Consider the following 20,136-nt stretch of genomic DNA (forward strand, 5'->3'; position numbering starts at 1 on the left):
CAACTTCAAAACTCACGCTTCGGGTTACCAAAAACCAATGCCCGACGCGAAAGCGCTGGCTTCAACGGCGCTGGTGTGGAGGATTTATCCGACTTGGGTGAGGGTTTTCTGCGAAGAATAAAGCTGGTCGGATAAATCCTCCACACCAACTTGCGACCGGCTCACTCAATCAACAGCCCGGTCAGCGAGGGATTTAGGGGATTGACGAGATCCCTCACTCACGCGTTTTGAAGTTGCCCTTCTATCGCAACCCGACGCGTCAGCGAGGGATTTAGCCGGTTGATGGGATCCCTCGCTCACGCTTCGAGTTACCAAAAAACGACACCCCACGCAAAAACTTTTGCGTTTGCTGACAGATTCGACGGGGCGATTGCGTGTAATCTGCTGGTTTAACTTGCCTTTCAGAAAACGAGTCAAATTTGGCGGTTCCAGAAACAAGACCGAGCATCCTGATTCGGCTTCGCGACCACTCGGATCGTGAAGCCTGGCGACATTTCGAAGAAGTCTATCGCGGCGTCATTCGGAACGTTGCGATTCGGTTCGGAATGCAGGAGGCCGACGCGGCGGACCTGGGCCAGGAAGTTTTGATTCGCGTCAGCAAAGGCATCGGTGGATTTGATCCTGATCTCAATCAAGCCAAATTCCGCACTTGGTTGGGGCAGGTCATCCGCTCGGCAGTTGTCGACCATCATCGGCGCCGACCGCGTGAACAGGGCAGTGGGTTAACGGAAATTCACGACCAACTGGCTCAGTTGGTCGACCCGGCGGATCATTCTTCGTTCGATCAAGCCATTCGTAGCGAATGCCAGAGCGAAGTGTTTCGCTGGGCGGCTCGAAGGATTCGTGGCGAGTTTGCGGAGTCCTCCTGGCTTGCGTTTTGGCGAACTTCTGTGGAGCAGCAACCCGTTGAAACAGTCGCTCGAGAACTCGGTCGAACCACCGGCGCGGTCTACACCAGCCGTTCTCGCATCATGAAACGGTTGCGCGAAGAAGTCTGTCTGTTTGACCAAGATCCGATCGCCGACGACGCGGAAGCGTCAAAGGAGAACAGCGGTGATGACGCCTGATCTACATCCCGACGCGGAGCGTCTGCAGCTGCACCTGCGAGAACAATTGCCAGTCGATCAGGCCGATGCGATCGAGGCTCACCTGGGCGATTGCCAAACGTGCCAAAGCCGGATCGAATCGATGGCTGCCGAGCAGGGCTGGTGGCAAGCACTACCGAGCTGCCTGTCGGATCCTGAAATGGCGTCCAGCAGAACAACCAATCCGGGCCTGTCCACAGCCTCGCCGGATGAGCTTTGGTTTGTCGAAAACCAACAGATCCAAAAAATTCTTGCGCCGACCGATGATCCCAGCAAAATCGGTCGGTTGGGCAGCTATGAAGTGGTGGGAATCGTGGGGGCGGGCGCCACCGCAGTGGTTCTCAAAGCGTTGGATGGAGCGTTGAACCGTTTTGTCGCCATCAAATTATTGCGTCCCACGTTGGCGGCATCCGCGATCGCCCGGCAACGATTCGCGCGGGAAGCCCGTGCGGCGGCTTCGATCGTTCATGAAAATGTTATCGAAATTCACGGTGTCAGCGAAGTCGACGGCCTGCCGTATCTGGTCATGCCATACGTGCGCGGCGAATCACTTTCCAAACGGATCGAACGCTCCTGGCCCCTGTCCACCGAAGCGATGTTGCATATCGCTTGCCAAGTTGCCGACGGCCTGGCAGCAGCCCACGACAAGGGACTGATCCATCGCGATGTCAAACCCAGCAACATTCTGTTGGGTGACGGCGTGGAACGATTGAAACTGACCGACTTTGGACTGGCCCGCGCCGTTGATGATGTCGGCTTGACCCGATCGGGCACGTTGGCTGGAACGCCCGAATACATGTCTCCCGAACAGGCACGCGGCAACTCAATTGATCATCGGACCGACCTGTTCAGCTTGGGAAGCGTGCTGTACGCCATGTGCACGGGACGCCCCCCTTTCTCATCGGACAGTTGCTACGGAGTTCTGCGCCGTATCGTTGAGGAACAGCCGCGGCCGATTCGCGAGTTCAACCCAGAAGTCCCGGATTGGCTATGCCAGTTCATCCAACGATTGATGGAAAAGGACCGAGATCAGCGTCTGGATAGCGCAACCACCGTGGCGACAAAGTCACGGCAATGTCTGAACCATCTGCGTGATCCACATCAAAGCTTGCCGGATGATTTGCGTCCGAGGAAGAATCGATTTCCAAAACCAATGATGATCGGCCTGATCGTTTCAGCGGGGATCAGTCTTCCGATTCTGGCCGCTGCCATGATGTGGACGGTCGATCAAACAGACTCGCCGCCCGTCGCGCCTCGATCCGCTGCCGAAGTGACAACGTCGCTTCGGCCCCCGGAGACTTGGGAGGACGGTGTTGGCGCAATCCTTGATGACGTCGGTCGACAGTTGGCCGAATTCGACGAACTACTTCCACCAACCGATTCAGCTGGAAACAATCAATGAGAAAACTATTTGCGATGCTCGCCATGATCGGCGCGTCAGGATCACTCAACGCATTGGCCGACGAAAACTACACCGAATTTCTGCGTCAGGCTGAAACCATCGCGGAACAATATCGCGATGACTCAGCCGACTCGGAACAGAAAGCCGATCAACAGTCCGAGATCCGGTCACTGGTCACAAAGAGCTTCGACGTCAGGCAAACATCGCAGCGAAAGCAACTGGAACAGATGCGAGAACAGCTTCAAAAGGCTGAAGCGGCGCTCGATGCTCGCCAGACGATCCGTGACCGCATCATTGCGAGAAAAGTCGAGGACTTGCTGTCCGGGCAACCGGCTGATTGGAAAGCCGCGACCGAAAAGAACGAACACGCGTTTGATGTGATCGGCATGGGCGACACCGTTGCGATCTACCTGGAAGGCGTCGTGCCCTACAATCGTCCCAACCAGCCACCGACTCCACCCCAGGTCAACCTGCTGAAATCGGGACGCTTGGTCACGGGCTATCCGTTTGCGGTCGGCTCCGACGGTGCAATCTCGATGCCGCTGATCGACCTGATTGAAATTGCTGGCCTGACGGTACGAGAAGCCGAACGGAAAATTTCCCAAGCGTACATTGAAGCCGACATACTGCGCCCCGAACGGGCGCGTCCCACGCTGACATTGATCCCCAAAGAAGAAGCCAAATTCAGTGCCATCGGTGCGACCGACGTTTCCATCGCGGCGAGAGAGCCTGAGGCTGCGGCGGTCACAATGAATTTGCCCGTGTTTGCGGGTTCAGCAAACGCGGGGTCTTTTGAAGACACCTACGGTCGGCTGAACAAGGCTCGTGAACTGGCCGAGGAGATTCGTTTCAAACAGAAAACCATCGAGGACTACCGGCGACAACTCGAGAAGGGAGTCAGCGAAATTCAGAAGCCCCAATACAATCGGGTCATCCCTGATCTCGAGAAAAAAGTGGCGACAGCGCGATTCCGGTTGGAGCTGGAAAGAGACTACATCGCTGATGTACTCAAGCGATTGGACACCGAGCTCCAGGCGCAGCAGTTGCTCGTCCAGCAGGCCCAGCAGGACTACAATCTAACGGAGGAGCTGTTTCTAACCGGAGCGGTCACTCCCAGCAGTCGCTCCCAATCGCGTTCCAAGTTAGATCAAAAGAAAGCTGAACTGCAGATGGCCGAACAAAAAGCGTCTCAGTTCAAAAAGATCTCCGAGCGATGGAAAACGATCGTCGGCGATTCCCTGGATGCAAACGTGCAATCAAAAGAGCGTGTAGATGAACGGGGCGGCCGGTGAATTGGTGATGAAGGCCAACACCACCAGCAGCAACAACACGACTAGGATCGGCGTCAGCCACCACTTTTTGTTGTAGCGTACGAACCAGATGAATTCTTGCAAAATCCCGGGATCGGTTCCCTCGGCGATCGATTCAAACGACTCCGTCGGGCCATCGACCGAATCGTCGTCTGCGTCGTTAGAAGGTTCGTCGGGCGTCGCCATTGTCAAAAGGTCCGGAAGTAGGAAGTGGGGTCTGAAGGCAGATCGATGGACTGCCAATTCGTCTTCGCATCCTGATCGTTGTGGCGAATCGATTTGCCGGAGAAACGAAACCAAACCGAGATCGGTGTCAGCACAACAAAGTAAACCACTGCCAGGACCAACACCGTGGCGGTCCACCGGATCGGAAAGGTGATCGCTTGAAAAACCGAAATCAAAGTCGGCTGAGAGCCCGGCAGTAAATAATACACCAATGCGACGATGCAAGCGACAATCACCAACCCGCCGGTCAACCACGGCGAACCGACGGCACGCCACATGATCCAGCTGAGCATCAACAAGGCCGTCGCGATGGCAACGCCAAAGTAACGCTGCTGTGAGTCGGTAACTGCGTTCATTGATCTTTTTTCACTAACAAACAATTCTCGATCACCACTGCATCCATTTCGGTGTTCATAAAACACCGGTACGCATCCTGCGGTGAACCGACGATCGGCTCACCACGGACGTTAAAACTGGTGTTGATCAAAACCGGGCACCCGGTTTGGCGGTGAAACTCGGCAAGCAATGCGTGGAATTGGGGGTTCGGTTCTCTGCCAACGGTTTGGACCCGGGCCGAGCCGTCGACGTGCGTGATCGCAGGCAACGAATCACTCTTGGTCTGGCAAACCAACAACATGTACGGGCTGACATGCCCCGCGGACAAATCAAAATAGTCGCTGACATGGTCTGCCAAAACCGCAGGCGCGAACGGCCGAAACGATTCACGAAACTTGATCTTTAAATTCATCGTCGATTGCATGTCGCTACGGCGGGGATCTCCCAAGATGCTTCGATTGCCAAGCGCCCGCGGACCGAATTCAGCACGTCCGGCGAACCTGCCCACGACCTGTCCCTGGGCCAGCAAAGTGGCCGTCCTTCGATCGAGTTCCGCCGGATCCGAAATCAGCTGATAAACCGCATCGTTCCGGTCAAGCACGGCTCGCACTTGTTCGCCAGTGAACTCCGGTCCCAGCAGGCTTCCTTGCTGTGAATCGGTTGCCACCGCATGGCGTGGTTTGTCCAACAATTGGTGCCAGATCAATTGGGCAACCCCCAAGGCTCCGCCGGCATCGCCAGCGGCGGGCTGAATCCAAATGTTCTCAAAAGGCCCTTCACGCAACAGCCGGCCATTGGCGACACAGTTCAGCGCCACGCCACCGGCCAGGCACAGATTGCTGGTTCCGGTTTTTTGGTGCAGGTAGTTCGCCATGCGCATCACAATCTCTTCGGCAACGACTTGAATCGATGCCGCCAGGTCTTGATCGAGTGATTCGATTTCGCTGTCCGACTGGCGTGACCCACGACCAAACAAGCGATGAAACTTGCTGGTCGTCATCCGCAAGGTTTGGCAATACCCAAAGTAGTCAAGGTTCAAACGGAACGATCCGTCGTCGTAAATCGTGACCAATCGATCGCGGATCAAATCCACATACTTGGGTTGGCCATAGGGCGCCAGCCCCATCAACTTGTATTCACCGGAATTGACGCGGAAGCCACAGTAATACGTGAACGCGGAATACAACAAACCCAGGGAATGCGGAAACCGTATTTGTTCACTCAATTTGATGCGTTGGTCTTCACCGAAACCGAGCGTGCTGGTCGACCATTCACCGACACCATCAATCGTCAGGATCGCGGCTTGTTCAAACGGCGAAGCATAAAATGCGCTGGCGGCATGCGACTGGTGGTGATGGCAAAAAACGATGCGACGACGGTATCGCTTGCCGAGACCGCTACGGATTTCACGTCGCAGATGCAACTTCTGTGATAGCCAGTTCGGCATCGCGTTCCAAAACGAACGAAAGCCGCGGGGAGCAAACGACAAATAGGTCTCAAGCAGTCGATCAAACTTGAGCAACGGTTTTTCATAGAAACCGACATAATCTAAATCGCTGGGCGTGATCCCGGCTTTGGCCAAGCAATACTCGACCGCGTGTTTGGGAAAGGATGCGTCGTGTTTTTCGCGTGTGAAGCGTTCCTCCTGCGCCGCGGCGACGATCTGCCCATCGATCAACAACACCGCAGCGGAATCGTGATAGAACGCCGATATCCCCAGAATCGCCGTCATCGATTCATCTCGGTTGCGAAATCAATCAACCGCAGCGGCGGCAATTGGTCGGCAAGTCCCGGCAATGCTGCGTCAACTACCCCACGCTCAGCCAACTCCGTGATCGACAGACCATCCTCGATCGCACAGGACTTCAGTAACACCAATTCGTCGGCGGCAAGCATGATCGCCAACCATCCGGCGATCGCATCGGTTGTCGTCGTCCAATCCTCCGGAAGCGGTGGATCGTCGCCAGATTGATAAAACGAATCAACGGCGACCAGCGTGACACTTGATTGCGACTGGCTGCCGACCACCGCAGAATTGCTGGCCTGGGATTTCAATCGCTGGAACTGTTGGCGGGTACTGCACGTCGACCACTGACTCAACTGGGCCGACGTCCATTCAAACGTGGTCCGCAGCAATCCCACACATTGCCAATGCACCCAGCTTGGATCCGCAGGATGTCTGGCGTCCAATCGGCGAATCGCATCAATCAATTCGCCACCACCAACGATCGCGATGGTTTGGGCAGGCGGCTGTGATTGAAGCCATGATTGCAGTGTCTCGATCAATGATTCTTGCAGCAACAAGCTGCCACCGATTTTTAGAACGCGTCGCATGTGGAATTGAATCAGGAACTGACGATGGGACTGCGTACAGCATAGTCACTTTCATCAGACCACAATTGCGCCACGGCATAGGCCGGACAACAACGTGACAAGGTTGTTCCCAACAGCGTCGGTAGTGAGATGATGGTGGTGTCGGAATCTTGCGCGGGCAACAGGTCATCGGCATGTCCGCTGATCACCACCGTCCCTAGCTGTCCAGTTCCCCGCTGTTCCAACCCGGACATCGCCCCGGCAATCAACTGCTGGGCGCGTCGATGAACCTGCCCAGCCGAATCCACCATGGCCGCCAACGATGCGGTGCGGTGATCGAGTCCGATCATGCGTGCGAGTCGATTGGCAGCATGAAAACGATCGCGTGGTTTCCCATCGGCCGACGCCAAATCGTCCGGGGCTTCGATTTGATACTGCAGCAACAGTCGCACATCATCCATCGTCGCAAACACTTCACGCATCACCGGCACCGAGCGTCCCTCGTACAGCAGGCTGTCGACGATTGAGCACACCGGAGTCCGGCCGCCACCCAAATACACCAGCGACTGTTCGCACAAGCGGTCATAGTCCGTCCGACTGGTGGTCGCGACGCAACCGTCACGCAAAGGGATCAAATCGGTTGTGGTCGAACCAATGTCAACCAACAATCCATCCGCCGCGATCGAACGTGCAACATAGGTTGCCAACGCATGCCAGTTCGACGCGGCGACAACGTCGGTTTGCTGTTTCGCCGCAATCACATCGTGGAACCGGCCATCGACTCCATAGAAAACAGGCGCCGGCAATTCTAGAGCAGCGGTGGCTTGGCTCACCTGGTCGACGATCTGTCGAACCCCCACGGCGCGATCCAGAAAACAATCGGCTAGCTCGCCGGTCATCGTCACTGCGACTCGTTCGGCCGCTGGAAAAGCCGATAACTCGGCAATCAACCGATCGGCCAACTCGTCGGGATGCCTCCAAAGCGGAAACTCGCTCGCGGTAGCATGCCCACTGAGATCAGCCAGCTTTAGATTCGCGCCACCGATATCCATCGCGACGATGGAATTCGCCCCCGCAGTCAACTTCAGGCCACCGCGGGCGAATCAATCGTGACCGTGCCGTCGGGTTTCCAACGAACCGAATCCACCGTGGCTTTGCAACTGACCGGACCGGTTTCCAGATCGAACAGTCGGGCGGCCAGGTTACCGTGAATCATTTCTCGCAGCCCGACATACGAGGTCGTCAGTCGCGGATTGATCTCAATCACATAGTCGTCGCTGGATTGATCCCCCAGGATCAAATCCAAGCCGACAAACCCCCGGGCGGTCGGCGGCATCGCCGCGATGGCACGCGAGGCCAATGCGGTGGCGCGTCGTTGGGAATCGTCGTCCAACGGCCCACAGCCACCGATGTAGCGGCATCCGCTGGGCCGAATTTCTTGTGAAACGGCGGGCAAGAAGGTTTGGTAGGCACCGGAGGAGAGCAACGCGATCGAGACGTTCTTGCCAGACACCCAGGCTTGCAACAACGAGTTGTCACACATCGATTGTCGTGCCTGGTCCAAATCACTAAAGGTCTGAATCGCTTGTGTGCCACAGCCATCGCGTGGTTTGACCACATAGCGACCATGGCCCTGAAGCTGCTCGGACATCCGATCATCTTCGTTGGCCAAATAGGTCGGATGGGCAACACCGGCGGCGTGCAACAGTTGGGCCGTCAACAATTTATCACTGGCAACCCGCAGGAAATCGCCGCTGCAGGCGACCACTTCAATCCCGCTGGATCGCAGCAACGCGACGCCTTTGGCCAACACACCATCACTTTCCGGAGCGATCACAAGCGCAGCATCACAGCCCTTAGCTGCGGCAACCCACTGGGCCCATAGGTGACCGTCGCTATCAAACGAGACCACTTCACTGCGATCGAACTTAATGCCGAAGCGATCTTCGACGATGACCGTGGTTTCGGCAAATTCCGACAGATCTTCGACGAGCGCGCGAAGCATCGATTCGCCTTCTTGTCGCAGCCCAGCAGGAATCTGGTCCGTCGACAATTCAGCGAATCCGCCACCGCAAATGTATTCTCCGACGAAAATCTTCAAGTCACGGTCCTGTTCTTCGAGGCTCGGGCAACGAATTAAAAAATTCCCAGATGATCGCGAGCTTCATCGGTCATTCGGTCCGGCGTCCAGGCCGGTTCCATCACAACCTTGACCTCGCACGATTCCACCTCTTCGACTTCTTCGGCCGCCGCCTTGGTGCCGGCAACCAATTGTGGACCCGCCGGACACATCGGGCTGGTCATCGTCATTTCGATCTGGACGTCGTGACGCCCGTCTTCTTTTTCGTCACCGACCGTGATCAAGTAGATCAAACCCAAGTCGACGATGTTCACGTACAACTCGGGATCGATGACCTGTTTCAGCGATTCACGGATTTTGTCTTCAGCAACAGCCATTTCGTATGCGTGTCCCAGGTTATTCGTATTCGCGAACTTGACGTGCGATCGCGGCCCCGAGAGCCTCGCGAACGCTTTCGATGGTGATTCTGTCAAAGATTTGTTGGAAGAACCCCGTCACAATCATACGGGTTGCTTCCTTGCGAGTAAAACCGCGGCAGCGGGCATAGAAGATTTGTTCCTCGTCAACCTGTGCGGTGGTGCTACCGTGGGTGCAGCGCACGTCGTCGGCTTCGATCTCCAAACCGGGAATCGAGTCGGCGCGGGCGGAATGCGACAGAATCAAGTTGTCGTTTCGTTGATAGCCGTCCGTCTTTTGAGCCTCCGGATCGACTTTGATCATACCACGCCAAACGGTGCGGCTTTGATCCTGCTGGGCAGCCTTGTACAAAAAGTCACTACGGCAACTTTCGGCACGGTGATACTGCTGCGTGTGGTACGCCAGATGCTGGCGGCCTTCGGTGAACATCACGCCGTTGACTTGGCTGTTGGCACCGGCGCCGACCAGGTCGACCGACTGGTTAACCTTTGACAGGTGCGATCCCATCGCCGCCAACGTCCACTGCAACGTGCAATCGCGACCGATGATCGCTTTCTGCTGTGCAAAGTGATAGGCCTTGTGACCGAATTCCTGCAGGTTCACATACCGCAGGTGCGATCCAGCTTTCTGGATCAATTCGATCGAACCCAGATGCAAGCCACCGGCCTTGGGATCGGTGCTGTTGGATTCGTGCAGCACCGTGGCTTCGGCACCGTCTTCCAACACGATCAAGGTGTGTGTGGTGTCCGTCCCGCCATCGGTCAGGATCGATCCGATGTGCAAGGGCCGATCGATGACCACGCCACGGGGAACGTACAGAAACTGGCCGCCGGTCATGAACGCGGCGTGCAGCGCGGCAAACTTGTCGTGGTCCGGATCAAACGCGGTGAACAGGTAGGGGCGCACCAGTTCGGGATGCGACTGTGCGATTTCCGACAGACTGCCGAACACGACGCCCTTGGCCGCCAAATCATCATCCAAACTGGATTGAGTGATACAGCTATCGATCGTCTCGATGCGACCGCCCAGTTTGACGCCGTCGACCAATTGGTGCGGGGCATCCTGGACCGACGGCGTCGGTTCTGCGGTCGGCAAGACCGGCAACCCGTACTTGCCCAATTGGAACATCCGGATGTCGGTGCGGATCCATTCTTCGTGACGGCGCTCGGGCCACTGCATGGCCTGGGCGTGGTCGAACGCTTCGCGGCGCAGCGTCGTTAGCCAATCCGGCTCCGACTGGCTGGCCAACAACGCATCAAACCCGGCCGGGTCCCATGCGAGAGAGGTGGTTTGTGACATGAAAATAAAGTGTTTGAATTTTGATACGTATTGACAGGCGGAACGCCCATCCCATGGATCGATCTGAATCCCCTAGCCGACGCTGCCTTCCATTTGCAATTGGATCAAGCGGTTCATTTCGATCGCGTATTCCATTGGCAATTCTTTGACCAACGGTTCGATGAAACCGTTCACGATCATCGTGCTCGCTTCCTGTTCAGTCAGCCCGCGTGAGAGCAGGTAGAACATTTGCTCTTCGCCGATCCGCGACACACTGGCTTCGTGTCCGATCTGGACGTCTTGTTCCGCGACTTCGATGTACGGGTACGTGTCGCTGCGGCTTTCCGAGTCCAAGATCAAGGCGTCGCAAACGACACTGTTCTTGCTGTGGTGCGCCCCGGGCATGACCGAAACCAAACCGCGGTAACTGCTGCGTCCGCCGTTCTTGCTGATGCTCTTACTGACAATTTGCCCGGTGGTGTGGGGCGCTTCGTGAACCAGTTTGGCACCAGCGTCTTGGTGTTGTCCGGCGCTGGAAAACGCGATCGACAAAATCTCGCCACGGGCACCCGGTTCCATCATGTGAACCGCCGGGTACTTCATCGTCAACTTGCTACCCAAGTTGCCGTCGACCCACTCCATCGTTGCATCACCGTAGGCGTAAGCACGCTTGGTGACCAAGTTGTAGATGTTGTTGGCCCAGTTTTGGATCGTCGTGTATCGGCAACGCGCATTGCGTTTAACGACGACTTCGACCACCGCACTGTGCAAGCTTTCGGTGCTATACATCGGCGCCGTGCAGCCTTCGACGTAATGCACGTTGGCACCTTCGTCGACCAAAATCAACGTCCGTTCGAACTGGCCCATACTTTCCGCGTTGATGCGGAAGTAAGCCTGCAAGGGGAAATCGATCGAGACGCCTTTGGGGATGTAGATGAACGACCCACCGGACCAGACGGCGCTGTTGAGCGCGGCGAACTTGTTATCCTCTGGCGGAATGATTTTGCCAAAGTACTCGCGTAACAGTTCAGGGTGTTCGCGGACGGCCGTGTCGGTGTCGGTAAAGATGACACCTTTTTTAGCCAAATCCTCTTCCAGCGATCCGTAGACGACTTCGCTTTCGAACTGGGCTTTCACGCCGGCCAAGAATTTCTTCTCGGCTTCGGGGATCCCCAATTTGTCAAACGTGTCTTTGATCTCCTGGGGGACATCTTCCCAAGTCCGCCCCTGGCCGCTCGTCGGTTTGAGGTAGTAATAGATGTCCTGGAAATCCAGATCGATCGCACCACCCCAGGTGGGCGTCGGTTTGGATTCGAAAATTTCCAGCGAACGCAGCCGGAACTCGCGCATCCAATCCGGCTCATTCTTGATATCCGAAATCTGGTTCACCGTGTCCCGACTCAAGCCTTTTTCGGCTTTGAAGACACCCGTCGTTTCGGTGCGGAAATTGTACTTGTTGATTTCGCCAAGTTCTGGTTTGGCGGGTGCGTCGGTTGACATATGACGTATCTCCGATGGGGAGGTTTGATGTGATTCGTTGTAGGATTCGCGGCAGCGGGTTACGCCAAAGCTTCTTCCGTTTCTTCGCCCAGCATTTCTTCATTGGCCGCAGCGGCGTCGGGGTACGCTTTGCGAATCCGATCGTAGCCGTGACGATGCAATTCTTCGGCCAATTCCGGTCCACCGGTTTCGACCAATCGGCCGCCCAACATCACGTGCGTGAATTCCGGCGGGTTGTGTTCCAGCAATTTGTCGTGGTGGGTGATGATCAGCAGCCCCATTTTTTGGTGACCGATGTCAGCGATCGACTCGCTGGCCAATCGCACCGCGTCGGCATCCAACCCGGAATCGGTTTCGTCCAGGATCGCGAACTTTGGTTGCAACATCGCCAACTGCAGAATTTCAGCGCGTTTCATTTCGCCACCGGAAAAGCCGTCGTTGACGTAGCGGCGGGCGAACTCGCTGTCCATCCGCAGGTGCTCCATCTTTTCCTTTAGCTCTTTGCGGAACTCACGCATCGGGATCAGTTCCTCGCCTTCTTTGCGATCCGGGCGACGGACGTTGGTGGTCGCGTGACGTAGGAAGTCCGCCATCTTGACACCGGGAATGGCCATCGGGCGCTGGAACGCCATGAAAATTCCCGCTCGCGCCCGCTCGTCGGGCGCCATCGCCAGCACGTCTTCGCCGTCCAGCGTGATCGTGCCTTCGGTGATCTCGTAACCGGGGTGCCCCATGACCGCCAAACCGAGCGTGCTTTTGCCGCTACCGTTGGGGCCCATCAAGGCGTGGGTCTCGCCGTGATTGATCGTCAGGTTGACGCCTCGCAAGATCGGTTTGTCGCCGACGGAAACGTGCAAATTTTCGATTTTCAGAACGTGTGTCATAGCTGATTCAGGAAGTTTGCTTAGCGGAAAATGGGTTCTATGAATTGTTTTGTTGAGGCGTCGGCGAAAACTGGCAGCAGGAATCGCCATCCAATCGACATTGACTCAGGTGGACCGGATTGCCCAGCGCCTCGGACAACACCTGTTCCTCTAGGCGACACATCGAATGGTCGTCCGTATTGTCGGCCAGCGTCGGGTAGGGACAGGCACTGATGTCCAACACCGGCAACTCGCCGGCGGAAATCACGTCGCTGCAGACACGGCGTGCCGACAACAACTGTGACAACACTCGCATCCGTTCTTCCAGCGGCGCCGATCCGTCTAACTGGGCGGCATATTGTCGACCAAGCCGTGTCGCGACGCTGCGAAGCAACTGATCTCGCAGATCCAGATCTTCGATCGCCAACAACTCGTGCCACATCGCCTCGGCCAATTCGGTCGAGTCCGCGCCGTTGATCCGTCGCCCACGATCAGTGATTCGATAACGGTACGTCGGACGACCGCGACCTGAAACCACCTTCTCACGCTCGATCAATCCCCGCTGCAGCAACCGCTCGACCCGCTGGCGGACCGCCGTGGCGGTCACACTGAGTGTCTCGGTCAGTTCGCCCACGCCCACCAATTGACCATCGCGCATCGCCAACAACAGCTCGCGATCGACCGAGCGTACTGGACCGCTATCGGACTGGCTGTGGCCGTTGATGGTGCCGGCTGAATTCGGCTGCATGACATGGCTGGGGTGAAAGTGGACGGTCAATGACTACTGACCACTGTTGCAGCCCAACCTATTTTTGACAACCTGCGCTGTGAAAAATACCCAATGAATCATCCTAGCGTGCCCTTAACGGGGATTTCAGCCCCGTTCCGGGATTCAGGCCAGCCATTAAAAACAGCCTGCCTCGGGCCGCCGGTTGGACAATTGGCCGACAATCCTCGCCCGCTTCTGCCCACAAGCCCCCTCATCATTCGATCGCTCGATTGTTACTATCGAACGTTGCCGACGCGGCATAGAAGCCGTCCCACCGATCCAAAAATCTCTCCCTAGAGCCAGAAACGATGAAAGCTGTCGCGGTTACCCCGGGCACCCCCAATAGCGTTCACTTGACCGATATCCCCGAACCGTCCCTGGATCAAATCCCCCACGGCAAAGGCGTTTTGGTGAAAACACTGAAAGTCGGAGTCGATGCGACCGACCGGGAAATCAACGAAGCGCTCTACGGCAACGCCCCTAAGGGTGACGACTACCTAGTCATTGGCCACGAATCCTTTGGCATCGTCGAAGCCGTCGGCCCGAACGTGCACCGCGTCAAACCGGGCGATTACGTCACCGCCACCGTCCGCCGCCCCGGCGGGTCGATCTACGACATGATCGGCACCAACGACATGACCAGCGAGGAAACCTATTACGAGCGCGGCATCAACCTGCGCCACGGTTTCATGACCGAAAAATTCGTGGATGAAGAGGAATACATCGTCCGCGTCCCCGAGGGTCTGAAGCACCTGCACGTGCTGCAGGAACCGATGAGCTGCGCGGCCAAGGCCGTTCAGCAAGCCTTCGAAGCCCAGCAGCGGATGAAGGTCTGGCGACCGGAACTGGCGTTCGTGCTGGGATCCGGCCAAATCGGGCTGCTGACCACACTGATCCTGAAATTGCGTGGTCTGAAGGTCTACACGCTGGCCCGCGGTGCCGCGCCGAATCTGAAAAGCGAAATCGTCGAAGGCATGGAAGCCAACTACATCAGCACTCGCGAAACCTCGCTGGAACAGCTGGTCGAAACAACCGGCAAACCAGATCTGATCGTCGACGCGACCGGCAGCAGCACGCTGGCGTTCCAAGCCATGCAGCACGTCGGTCACAACGGTGTGGTGGTCTGGACCAGCATCACCGGCGGTGACAAGAACATTGAAATCCCCTCGGATAACGTCAACCTGAACTGGGTATTGGGCAACAAACTGCTGCTCGGCAGCGTCAACGCCAACCGCACCCACTTCGAAAGTGGCATCCGCGACCTGGCCCTGGGCGACATGATGTACCCCGGCGTGCTGGATAAAATTCTGACGCACCCAGTCGACGGCATGGACAACTACCAAGAAATGATGCGCCTGCTGGTCGAAGACAAAGACGCACTCAAAGTCTTCGTCAACATCGCCGAAGCCTGAGCAATTCCAAGATCGAAGGAGCGACGACACTGGCAAAGTGCGACAAGAACCTGCCAGGAACCAATCCGCGCTCATCAGCCGCAGCCGCGCGGTAGCGTCCGGTTCCTGCGGCGATCAAATTTTTGTAGCGAGGAACCGTGAGCTAGCGCTCGGCGGCTGATGGATCAGCGGATGAAACATCCGGGCTAAGCTGTCCCTGGGCTTATTCGATTGGAAAACTGCCTGGAAATGCTGTTGTGAGCTCGCTCGGGCTCTGGTAATCTTCGCGGCTTAGATTTTGTCGGGCAAGTTGCCCGACCCCTGCGCCCCGCGCGTGCGACCATTCGTTGGATCATTCACTCCATCGCGTCGCCGCCGGTCGTCATGACCTTCGATTTCATAGGCATGGCGCTCGCAGTGGATAGCTGCTTCCTTCCTTTAACCCAAGAATCTGTCGCGAGCAAACCGATAGACCGCACCCTTGAGCGGGACGTTTGACGGCAGAACCCTCTTTGCCGCGGATGTCATGTCTGCCTCCTGAATCCCGTGGCCCGATCGCCGGCCCGCTGCATTCGGATCCGCCAGACAATCTGTTGATTCTAAAAACACTCGCCGCCTGATTCCTGAACCGGAAAAATTAATGGTCAACCGCAATCTGATCCGCTCCCTCGAAGACGACGACATGCTCAACGATCTGGCCGTGATGGCGCCAGAGGAGGAGACGGAGGATTGGCTGCTCGATTTCCTGCAACATGCCGAGCAGCAAGACTACAGCCAAGGCCGCATCGTGGATGGCCGAATCGTCGAAATCAACGACGAATGGGCTCTGATCGACGTCGGCTTTAAAAGCGAAGGCACGGTCAATCTGAACGAATGGGGCCCGGAAGAATCCAAGCCCAAAGTCGGCGATGTCGTCCAAGTCCTGATCGAGGAAATGGAAGACAATTATGGTGCCGCCGATGACCCCTATGGAATGATCGCGCTTAGCAAAAGCAAAGCCGAAAAGATCATCGAGTGGGAAAAGATCATCGAAACGATCGGCGAAGGCCAGGTCGTTACCGGTACCGTCATTCGCAAGATCAAAGGCGGTTTGCTGGTCGACATCGGTGTCAACGTGTTCCTGCCGGGCAGCCAAGTCGATATCCGACGCCCCGGCGATATCGGCGATTTCATCGGCCGCGTGATCCAAGCCGAAGTGCTGAAGATCGACGACACCCGCCGCAATATCGTCATCAGCCGTCGCTCGCTGATCGAAAACCAACGCGAAGAAGACCGCGCGTACTTGATGCAGGAATTGGAAGTCGGCCAGATCCGCAAGGGGATCGTCAAAAACATCGCCGACTTCGGTGCCTTCGTCGACCTGGGCGGTATCGACGGTTTGCTGCACATCACCGACATGGCTTGGGAGCGAATTTCGCACCCCACCGAAATGGTTTCGATCGATCAAGAAATCGAAGTCAAAGTGCTGCACATCGACCGCGAAAAACAAAAGATCGCGCTTGGTTTGAAGCAAAAGGATCGCAACCCCTGGGAAAACATCGAAGAGAAGTACCCGGTCGATTCAAACCACGATGGCGAAGTCGTCAACGTGATGAGCTACGGTGCGTTCGTCAAACTGGAACCAGGCATCGAAGGCCTGGTGCACATCAGCGAGATGAGCTGGACCAAACGGGTCAATCACCCCAGCGAATTGGTCAACATCGGCGACAAGATCGAAGTCAAGATCTTGGGTGTCGATCCGGAAGGCCAACAACTGTCGCTGGGTATGAAACAAACCCAAAAGAACCCTTGGGACGACGTTCTGGAACGTTACCCCGAAGGCACCGACGTCACCGGCAAGGTCCGCAACCTGACCAACTACGGTGCGTTCATCGAACTCGAAGAGGGCATCGACGGCCTGCTGCACGTCAGCGACATGTCGTGGACTCGCAAGATCGGTCACCCCAGCGAGTTGCTGGAGAAAGGTCAAGAATTGAATTGCCGCGTGCTGAGCGTCGACGAACAACGTCGCCGCATCGCATTGGGACTGAAACAGCTCGATAACGACCCCTGGGACGGCGACATTCCAGACAAGTACCTGCCCGGCCAACTGGTCAAAGGCAACGTCACCAAGATCACCAACTTCGGTGTCTTCATCGGCCTGGAAGACGGCTTGGAAGGTTTGCTGCACATCAGCGAACTGGCCGAGCACAAAGTCGAGAACCCCGAAGAAGTGGTCAAGGTCGGCGACGAAATCGAAGTCAAAGTGCTTCGTGTCGATACCGACGAACGCAAGATCGGCCTGTCGCTCAAACGAGTCGACTGGGGCGAAGAACAAGAACGTGCCGCAGCGGAAGCCGAAGCGGCCGAAGCCGGTGGCATGCCCGCGACCGACGGCGACCTGAAGGGTGGCCTGGGCAGCGGCGAAGGCCCCTTGTTCCCGACCGGCGGCTGATCCCAGCCCCCAACTTGTGAATCATCTCAAAGCGGAGACCGCCACCAGCGGCCTCCGCTTTTTTCATAGTAGGCCAGGTGCAACCTGGCGTCTCCAACTCCCTCGATGCATCCTGCACCGCCAGGTTTCACCTGGCCTACTGGATGGTCACCGCAGCATAAACAATCCGTCGCGCCACACCCAATGCATGGTCACTAACACCAGCAGATTCCAAATCACAAAGAACGCTTTGGTGAACCAGACCGGATAGCGACGCGGACCGAACATCGCATCCACAGTGAAAAAAGCTGCACCAGCCGACATAAACCAAGCCACCAACGGAGACTGAAAATAGCTCGCCGCGAGGATCACCTCGACCAACATGATCATTACCAACAGCCATTTCGATCGCGTCACGCCCAACATCACCGCCGTCGATCGGCGCCCCGCCGCGGCATCGGCATCCAAGTCCATCAACTGACCAAACAGATGACTCTGCATCGCAAACAAGGCGCTGAACACCATCGCCGGCAGACTCATTTGCGGCACGTCACACAACCAACTGGCCAGCACAAAAATCAATAGGTAACCGACCTGATTCAGCAGATCCAACACCGGTAGAGCTTTGAACCGCAACGTGTTGTAGCTGTAGTTGACCAGCAACACCGCCGCGAACCACAGCAACATTTTGGGCCCCGCGATCCAGACCATGGCGATCACAAACGGGAGCTGGACCGCCGCAATCCAAGCCGGCAACCGCCTGCGAAGCGGCGCGGTCGGCCGGGCACCAAAGATCCAACTGTCTTTTCGCTCGTTGATTTGATCGCTTGCCGCATCGCCCAGATCGTTCCAGCCGTACAGCAACAAACCTAGCGGAAAACAAACGTAAACCGCGCCCAGCCAGAATGCCGGTAACCCGAACACATCGCGAGTGGCAAACGGCAACACATAAAACCATAAATGCGTCGGCCAAAACCCCGGCCGCGCCACCTTGATGATCTCAATCGGCCTTGAAACAACCAACTCCTTCAGTTGTATGACCGTGCCAACATCGTTCTCCACTGACGATCGCCTTCTCTAAACGTTGAACGAGAAACAAGCCGCACGGCGAATCGCCAAAGCAAACCTCCAACCAGGTTATACCAGCACGCTAGCCCGGCGACTGACGCCGCCGGCAGTACGTGTGCCGCCCGCTGGGCTTAAGAACGCGCCACCGCAAAATGCCAAACTGCCAGCGCCCCCCCGTTCAAAACCAAATGTTGCGGGCACACTGGAAGCTTCGTCTTGATGCACTCGTCGCGGGCCGCGACGACAGATTACGGAGTTGTTGTTGCCGGTCTGCAAGCAGCGCGGACGATTATCTGCCACCAGCGAAAGCCTTCCTGCCAGGACGACCGCACTTTCATCACCGGCATCACGCGTGCGATTGAGTCCCCACAACTGGCAACCCGACACGTCAGTTTTGAAGTTGCGTTTTTACGGTAACCCGACGCGTCAGCGAGCGATTTGGCGGGTGATCAAACAAAACTTGGGGACATCAACAGGCTCGCGAGCGGGCCGCCATCTTTGCGAAACCATCCTGAGCGACCTAGCGGCGGATCAGGACGATTTTCTCTGACGGCGTTGTTTAGGCTGCGGTGATCATCCAGTAGGCCAGGTGAAACCTGGCGGAGCAGGATGCATCGAGGGGGGGACGAAGAAGCGCCAGGTTGCACCTGGCCTACTGGGGAAATTGACAGTGATCCCTCCCGCCGACGCGGCCTTCTGCAGAGTGATGGGGAATATTGATGAGTCACCGGCATAGATTTTGCTCCAGTTTGAACCACTTCCAATACTGCGACCAGATTTCCTCCATCCCGACGGGACTTGCCATGTCGACCACTCAATCCACGACGTCTTCCAATGGAGAGTTCACTTCGTGGCGGGGATTCGAGATGAGCGACCTGCCGGAAATGCCGTCTTGGATTGAACCGCTCGGCCGCGCCGGATACATCGCGAAAGGCCTGGTGTACTTCATCATCGGTCTGCTTGCTTTCAAACTAGCGATCGGAGCCGGCGGGCAAATCTCCGGCTCGCGAGAAGCCATCGAAGAAATCGGACAACAACCCTTCGGGCGGATTCTGTTGGGATTGTTGGCGATCGGTTTGGTGGGATACACCGCTTGGCGATGGGTCCAAGCGGTCAAAGACACCGAGGGAAACGGCGACGACGCCAAAGGAATTCTGAAACGGGTGGGATATGCGATCAGCGGGCTCGGCTATCTGGCACTCGGTTGGTTTGCCGCCTCTCAATCGCTGGGATTCGGAACCAGCGGAGGATCTTCCGGCGGCTCAACCGGCTCGCTGCTCGATTCCAGTTGGGGTCGCGTTGTCTTGGGAATCGCCGGTGCCATCACGATCGGAGTGGGTTGCTACTTCGTCTACAAGGCGTACAAGGCAAAATTTATGGGACAGTACAACCTCGCGAAAATGAGTACGACGATGCGATCGGTAGCGCTGCACGCCGGCCGCATGGGACTGAGCACTCGTGGAATTGCGTTCGCGATTATCGGTGGCTTCATCTTGATGTCGGCGGTCCGTGGCACGGCCGACGGCGAGATCGCCGGCATGAGCGATGCGTTGGCGGCGATCGCCTCGCAATCTTACGGAAAATTCTTACTCGGCACGGCAGGGTTTGGACTGATGTGTTACGCCGTTCACTCGTTCCTGTTGGGCTGGTTCCGTCACTTCAACATCAGCCGATGAAGCACAGCCC

The 20,136-nt window shown here is 56.8% G+C and carries 18 protein-coding genes; 6 read left to right on the forward strand and 12 right to left on the reverse strand.

What is annotated here, in order from left to right; genetic code table 11:
- Positions 1-419 precede the first annotated feature (419 nt).
- The 3 genes from NHH03_RS25870 to NHH03_RS25880 are packed head-to-tail and all read left to right on the forward strand — an operon-like array spanning position 420 to position 3,779.
- Positions 420-1,067 carry an RNA polymerase sigma factor gene (locus NHH03_RS25870; protein ID WP_253161245.1) on the forward strand — a complete coding sequence of 216 codons (648 nt, stop codon included), beginning with the start codon at positions 420-422 and terminating at the stop codon, positions 1,065-1,067.
- Entirely contained in the window at positions 1,057-2,487 is a 1,431-nt protein-coding gene (locus NHH03_RS25875) for a serine/threonine-protein kinase (RefSeq protein ID WP_253161246.1), read from the forward strand. The genes NHH03_RS25870 and NHH03_RS25875 overlap by 11 nt, the downstream gene beginning before the upstream one ends.
- Positions 2,484-3,779, forward strand: a complete 1,296-nt coding sequence (locus tag NHH03_RS25880; protein WP_253161248.1) for a polysaccharide biosynthesis/export family protein — start codon at positions 2,484-2,486, stop codon at positions 3,777-3,779. The genes NHH03_RS25875 and NHH03_RS25880 overlap by 4 nt, the downstream gene beginning before the upstream one ends.
- Here NHH03_RS25880 and NHH03_RS25885 read toward each other — a convergent pair.
- The 11 genes from NHH03_RS25885 to NHH03_RS25935 all read right to left on the reverse strand — a co-directional run bounded on the left by NHH03_RS25885 (position 3,744) and on the right by NHH03_RS25935 (position 13,557).
- Complete coding sequence (locus NHH03_RS25885) at positions 3,744-3,983, reverse strand: DUF5989 family protein (RefSeq protein WP_253161249.1); 240 nt, start codon at positions 3,981-3,983, stop codon at positions 3,744-3,746. The genes NHH03_RS25880 and NHH03_RS25885 overlap by 36 nt on opposite strands.
- 2 nt (positions 3,984-3,985) lie before the next feature.
- A complete protein-coding gene (locus NHH03_RS25890) occupies positions 3,986-4,378 on the reverse strand; it encodes a hypothetical protein (protein ID WP_253161250.1) in 393 nt (130 codons plus the stop codon).
- A complete protein-coding gene (locus tag NHH03_RS25895) occupies positions 4,375-6,090 on the reverse strand; it encodes a carbamoyltransferase family protein (RefSeq protein ID WP_253161251.1) in 1,716 nt (571 codons plus the stop codon). The genes NHH03_RS25890 and NHH03_RS25895 overlap by 4 nt, the downstream gene beginning before the upstream one ends.
- A complete protein-coding gene (locus NHH03_RS25900) occupies positions 6,087-6,692 on the reverse strand; it encodes a protein kinase (protein WP_253161252.1) in 606 nt (201 codons plus the stop codon). The genes NHH03_RS25895 and NHH03_RS25900 overlap by 4 nt, the downstream gene beginning before the upstream one ends.
- A gap of 11 nt (positions 6,693-6,703) precedes the next feature.
- Positions 6,704-7,723 carry a hydantoinase/oxoprolinase family protein gene (locus NHH03_RS25905; RefSeq protein ID WP_253161253.1) on the reverse strand — a complete coding sequence of 340 codons (1,020 nt, stop codon included), beginning with the start codon at positions 7,721-7,723 and terminating at the stop codon, positions 6,704-6,706.
- A 32-nt stretch (positions 7,724-7,755) separates the two neighbouring features.
- The gene (locus NHH03_RS25910) at positions 7,756-8,772 is read right to left on the reverse strand and encodes an ATP-grasp domain-containing protein (RefSeq protein WP_253161254.1); all 1,017 of its coding nucleotides are present in this window, start codon (positions 8,770-8,772) and stop codon (positions 7,756-7,758) included.
- 35 nt (positions 8,773-8,807) lie between these two features.
- On the reverse strand, positions 8,808-9,128 hold the full coding sequence (locus tag NHH03_RS25915) for a metal-sulfur cluster assembly factor (RefSeq protein WP_253161255.1): 321 nt from the start codon (positions 9,126-9,128) through the stop codon (positions 8,808-8,810).
- Positions 9,129-9,147: 19 nt separating this feature from the next.
- Complete coding sequence (sufD, locus tag NHH03_RS25920) at positions 9,148-10,467, reverse strand: Fe-S cluster assembly protein SufD (RefSeq protein WP_253161256.1); 1,320 nt, start codon at positions 10,465-10,467, stop codon at positions 9,148-9,150.
- Between the two features lie 72 nt (positions 10,468-10,539).
- Positions 10,540-11,946 (reverse strand): Fe-S cluster assembly protein SufB, encoded by a 1,407-nt coding sequence (gene sufB, locus NHH03_RS25925; protein ID WP_253161257.1) that lies wholly within the window; start codon positions 11,944-11,946, stop codon positions 10,540-10,542.
- A gap of 59 nt (positions 11,947-12,005) precedes the next feature.
- On the reverse strand, positions 12,006-12,830 hold the full coding sequence (gene sufC / locus NHH03_RS25930; RefSeq protein WP_253161258.1) for a Fe-S cluster assembly ATPase SufC: 825 nt from the start codon (positions 12,828-12,830) through the stop codon (positions 12,006-12,008).
- Between the two features lie 37 nt (positions 12,831-12,867).
- On the reverse strand, positions 12,868-13,557 hold the full coding sequence (locus tag NHH03_RS25935; protein ID WP_253161259.1) for a helix-turn-helix transcriptional regulator: 690 nt from the start codon (positions 13,555-13,557) through the stop codon (positions 12,868-12,870).
- A gap of 329 nt (positions 13,558-13,886) precedes the next feature.
- Here NHH03_RS25935 and NHH03_RS25940 point away from each other — a divergent pair, with 329 nt between their 5' ends.
- Positions 13,887-14,990 (forward strand): glucose 1-dehydrogenase, encoded by a 1,104-nt coding sequence (locus NHH03_RS25940; protein WP_253161260.1) that lies wholly within the window; start codon positions 13,887-13,889, stop codon positions 14,988-14,990.
- A 619-nt stretch (positions 14,991-15,609) separates the two neighbouring features.
- Positions 15,610-17,403 carry a 30S ribosomal protein S1 gene (locus NHH03_RS25945; RefSeq protein ID WP_253161261.1) on the forward strand — a complete coding sequence of 598 codons (1,794 nt, stop codon included), beginning with the start codon at positions 15,610-15,612 and terminating at the stop codon, positions 17,401-17,403.
- Between the two features lie 147 nt (positions 17,404-17,550).
- Here the strand turns inward: NHH03_RS25945 and NHH03_RS25950 are convergent, their stop codons facing one another.
- Positions 17,551-18,444, reverse strand: a complete 894-nt coding sequence (locus NHH03_RS25950; RefSeq protein WP_253161262.1) for a UbiA family prenyltransferase — start codon at positions 18,442-18,444, stop codon at positions 17,551-17,553.
- A gap of 809 nt (positions 18,445-19,253) precedes the next feature.
- Here NHH03_RS25950 and NHH03_RS25955 point away from each other — a divergent pair.
- On the forward strand, positions 19,254-20,126 hold the full coding sequence (locus tag NHH03_RS25955; RefSeq protein WP_253161263.1) for a DUF1206 domain-containing protein: 873 nt from the start codon (positions 19,254-19,256) through the stop codon (positions 20,124-20,126).
- Positions 20,127-20,136: the final 10 nt, after the last annotated feature.

Source organism: Stieleria tagensis (assembly GCF_024129865.1).
In the GTDB taxonomy this organism is placed as follows: Bacteria; Planctomycetota; Planctomycetia; order Pirellulales; family Pirellulaceae; genus Stieleria; species Stieleria tagensis.

Excerpts from the sequence above, each read along its gene's own strand:
- sufC (WP_253161258.1), bottom strand. The coding sequence starts at position 12,830 with ATGACACACGTTCTGAAAATCGAAAATTTGCACGTTTCCGTCGGCGAC.
- NHH03_RS25875 (WP_253161246.1), top strand. The coding sequence starts at position 1,057 with ATGACGCCTGATCTACATCCCGACGCGGAGCGTCTGCAGCTGCACCTG.
- NHH03_RS25915 (WP_253161255.1), bottom strand. The coding sequence starts at position 9,128 with ATGGCTGTTGCTGAAGACAAAATCCGTGAATCGCTGAAACAGGTCATC.
- NHH03_RS25890 (WP_253161250.1), bottom strand. The coding sequence starts at position 4,378 with ATGAACGCAGTTACCGACTCACAGCAGCGTTACTTTGGCGTTGCCATC.
- NHH03_RS25900 (WP_253161252.1), bottom strand. The coding sequence starts at position 6,692 with ATGCGACGCGTTCTAAAAATCGGTGGCAGCTTGTTGCTGCAAGAATCA.
- sufB (WP_253161257.1), bottom strand. The coding sequence starts at position 11,946 with ATGTCAACCGACGCACCCGCCAAACCAGAACTTGGCGAAATCAACAAG.
- sufD (WP_253161256.1), bottom strand. The coding sequence starts at position 10,467 with ATGTCACAAACCACCTCTCTCGCATGGGACCCGGCCGGGTTTGATGCG.
- NHH03_RS25935 (WP_253161259.1), bottom strand. The coding sequence starts at position 13,557 with ATGCAGCCGAATTCAGCCGGCACCATCAACGGCCACAGCCAGTCCGAT.
- NHH03_RS25905 (WP_253161253.1), bottom strand. The coding sequence starts at position 7,723 with ATGGATATCGGTGGCGCGAATCTAAAGCTGGCTGATCTCAGTGGGCAT.
- NHH03_RS25895 (WP_253161251.1), bottom strand. The coding sequence starts at position 6,090 with ATGACGGCGATTCTGGGGATATCGGCGTTCTATCACGATTCCGCTGCG.
- NHH03_RS25885 (WP_253161249.1), bottom strand. The coding sequence starts at position 3,983 with ATGGCGACGCCCGACGAACCTTCTAACGACGCAGACGACGATTCGGTC.
- NHH03_RS25945 (WP_253161261.1), top strand. The coding sequence starts at position 15,610 with ATGGTCAACCGCAATCTGATCCGCTCCCTCGAAGACGACGACATGCTC.
- NHH03_RS25955 (WP_253161263.1), top strand. The coding sequence starts at position 19,254 with ATGTCGACCACTCAATCCACGACGTCTTCCAATGGAGAGTTCACTTCG.
- NHH03_RS25940 (WP_253161260.1), top strand. The coding sequence starts at position 13,887 with ATGAAAGCTGTCGCGGTTACCCCGGGCACCCCCAATAGCGTTCACTTG.
- NHH03_RS25880 (WP_253161248.1), top strand. The coding sequence starts at position 2,484 with ATGAGAAAACTATTTGCGATGCTCGCCATGATCGGCGCGTCAGGATCA.